This window comes from Mycobacterium sp. TH-M25, assembly GCF_057473665.1.
This window is the reverse complement of the sequence record NZ_JBYCLA010000491.1, coordinates 1-2669: the sequence shown is the minus strand read 5'-3', so window position 1 is coordinate 2669 and position 2669 is coordinate 1. Positions and strand designations below refer to the sequence as shown.

Below are 2669 nucleotides of genomic sequence, written 5' to 3'. Positions count from 1 at the left end.
CACTCGGCGGTGCAAGTTGTTGGTCTCGGCGATGGTGGCGTCGTACGTCGCGCCGACGGCAATTGACGTCGGCTCTGGTGCCGGGATCTCCACCGTGCGCACTCGGTAGCGCACCCCGTGGAGGTCGGTGTCGGCGTAGTCGTCTTTCAGTTTGGGCAGCGTGATGTCGGAATTCGACTTGACCAAGTTGCCGCGGCGCACCGTGATGATGGCGTCCCGGTCGTTGGGCGAGCGCGGAATTTCGTCAAGGCCCCGCGGCACGAACGGGATCGCGAAACCCGCGGCCTCGTCCAGTTTGCGGTCTAGCCGCTCTTTGCGGTCGTTGGTGATCCCGACCCAGACGACGGTGCCGACGATGAGCACTGGAATCGCTGCACCGATGGCCGTGGCGACCACCACCCGGGTTCGCAACGACGGCGTACGGGCAAAGATGCGCGACAGGATATTCATGGCATGCTTCGATCCGGTTACTGCATGCGCAGCACGAACCCGACTCCTCGAACGGTGTGCAGTAGCCTAGGCCCGCCGTTGGCCTCCAGCTTGCGGCGCAGGTACCCGATGAACACGTCGACGACATTGGTGTCGGCGGCGAAATCGTAGCCCCACACCAGCTCCAGCAGCTGGGCGCGCGACAGTACGGCGGTCTTGTGCTCGGCCAGCACTGCCAGCAGATCGAACTCTCGCTTGGTTAGGTCGACGTCGACACCATTGACCCGGGCTCGCCGACCGGGGATGTCCACCTCCAGCGGGCCCACGGTGATGGTTTCCGAGGAGGACGTCGCGGTGGCGCCGCGGCGGCGCAACAGCGCCTTCACTCGTGCTACCAGCTCGGCCAGCACGAACGGTTTGACCAGGTAATCATCGGCGCCGGCCTCCAGGCCCGCCACCCGGTCGTCGACCGAACTGCGTGCGGACAGCACGCAAACCGGGACGTCGTTGTCCATGGCTCGCAACGCCGTGACGACGCTGACACCGTCCAATACCGGCATATTGATGTCGAGCACGATTGCGTCCGGCCGGGTCTCAGTGGCGCTGCGCAACGCCTCGGCCCCGTCGACGGCGGTTGATACCTCGAATCCGGATAGTCGTAGGCCGCGCTCCAGCGAGGCAAGCACATCGGAGTCGTCGTCGACGACCAACACTCGAGGTGAGCTGACACCAGTGTCCATGCCGCCCATTTTGCCGGATCGTTGCCGACGGCGGTGGGAGGACCACCCGCTGGGTCGCGGGGGAGTGACCCACCGCACGGCTGTTCCCCGAGTGTCTGCTCTCGACACGGCCGCCCGTCGGTTAATAGTTACTGTTTCGGCGCTGACTGTGTGGTAGTCGAAATCAGTTGGTAGACAGCGGTATCCAGTGTATTTGCCACCGCTGATGTTGCGGGATTTAAACTTTGGCGCGCCATCTTGCACCTGGATCGGGAGACGGATTCGGTGAGGGCTAGGGCGTGGTGCTGGCATTCGGACGCGTTGACGCAGTTCGTCGAAGACATCCGGTTGGGTCAGAGGGCCTCGGCGGTCGCGCGTCCGGCAGCGCGTCCGGAGAAGATGCAGCCACCCTGGAAGGTGCCTTCCAGCGCGTTGTAGCCGTGCACCCCACCACCGCCGAACCCGGCGACCTCCCCCGCGGCATACAGGCCGGGAATGGGTTTGCCGTCGGCGCCTAGCGCGCGCGAGGCAAGGTCGGTTTGGATGCCGCCCAACGTCTTTCGGGTCAGGATGTGCAGTTTCACCCCGATCAGTGGTCCCGCATCGGGGTCGAGGATGCGGTGCGGGGCGGCTACCCGGCCGACCCGATCGCCCAGTGAGCGCCGCGCGTTGCGGATGCCCTGAACTTGGACGTCCTTGCTGAACGGGTTGGCCATTTGCAGATCCCGGGCTTCGATCTGCGCGCGGATCACGGCCGGGTCCAAGAGGGGTTCATCGGTGAGGGTGTTCATTCTTGCGACGAGTTCTTCGAGGCTTTCGGCGACCACGAAGTCGGCGCCGTGGGTTTTGAACGCCTCGACCGGGCCCGGCGCCTGCTTATTGAAGATCCGTTCCCGCAGAACTGCTTTGCGGCTCTTGGAGGTGATGTCGGGGTTTTGCTCCGAGCCGGACAGCGCGAACTCTTTCTTGATGATCTTCTGGGTCAGGATGTACCAGGAGTGGTCGTAGCGCGCGATGTCGGGGGTGGTGCGCAGGTACCGCAGGGTGCCCAGGGTGTCGTAGCCGGGTAGGTAGGGGGCGGGTAGCCGCCGGCCCAGCGCGTCGAACCACATCGACGACGGGCCGGGAATGATCCGGATGGCGTGGTTAGGCCAGATCGGGTTCCAGTTGATGACGCCTTCGGTGTAGTGCCACATCCGGTCGCGGTTGACCAGCCGTACTCCGCTGTCGGCGGCGATGTCGAGCATCCGGCCATCGACATAGGCGGGCACACCGGTGATCATGGACGCCGGTGGGGTGCCCATCCGCTGCGGCCAGTGGCGCCGCACCATGTCGTGGTTGCCGCCGATCCCGCCGGTGGTGATGATCACCGCCTGCGCGGATAGCTCGAACTCGCTGATCTTTTCCCGGTTGGAGGGGGCGCCGCGCACCGAGTCGTCGGGTGCCAGCACTATGCCTTTGACCCCGGTGGCAGCGCCGTTGGTGAAGACCAGTTCGTCGACGCGGTGACGGTGATAGAAC

2 protein-coding genes and 1 pseudogene are annotated in these 2669 nt (G+C 65.0%); all 3 read right to left on the bottom strand.

The features are described from left to right. Positions 1-450: pseudogene (locus tag AC2VOU_RS16595) on the bottom strand (two-component sensor histidine kinase); the annotation flags it as partial. A 17-nt stretch (positions 451-467) separates the two neighbouring features. Further along, positions 468-1178, bottom strand: coding sequence for a two-component system response regulator PrrA (gene prrA / locus AC2VOU_RS16590; protein ID WP_156166248.1), 711 nt, complete (start codon positions 1176-1178; stop codon positions 468-470). A 323-nt stretch (positions 1179-1501) separates the two neighbouring features. Beyond that, on the bottom strand, positions 1502-2669 hold a 1168-nt coding region (locus tag AC2VOU_RS16585; protein WP_486958354.1), incomplete at its 5' end, for an FAD-binding dehydrogenase.

Coding starts and splice junctions, on each gene's coding strand:
- prrA (WP_156166248.1), bottom strand. CDS start 1,178: ATGGGCGGCATGGACACTGGTGTCAGCTCACCTCGAGTGTTGGTCGTC.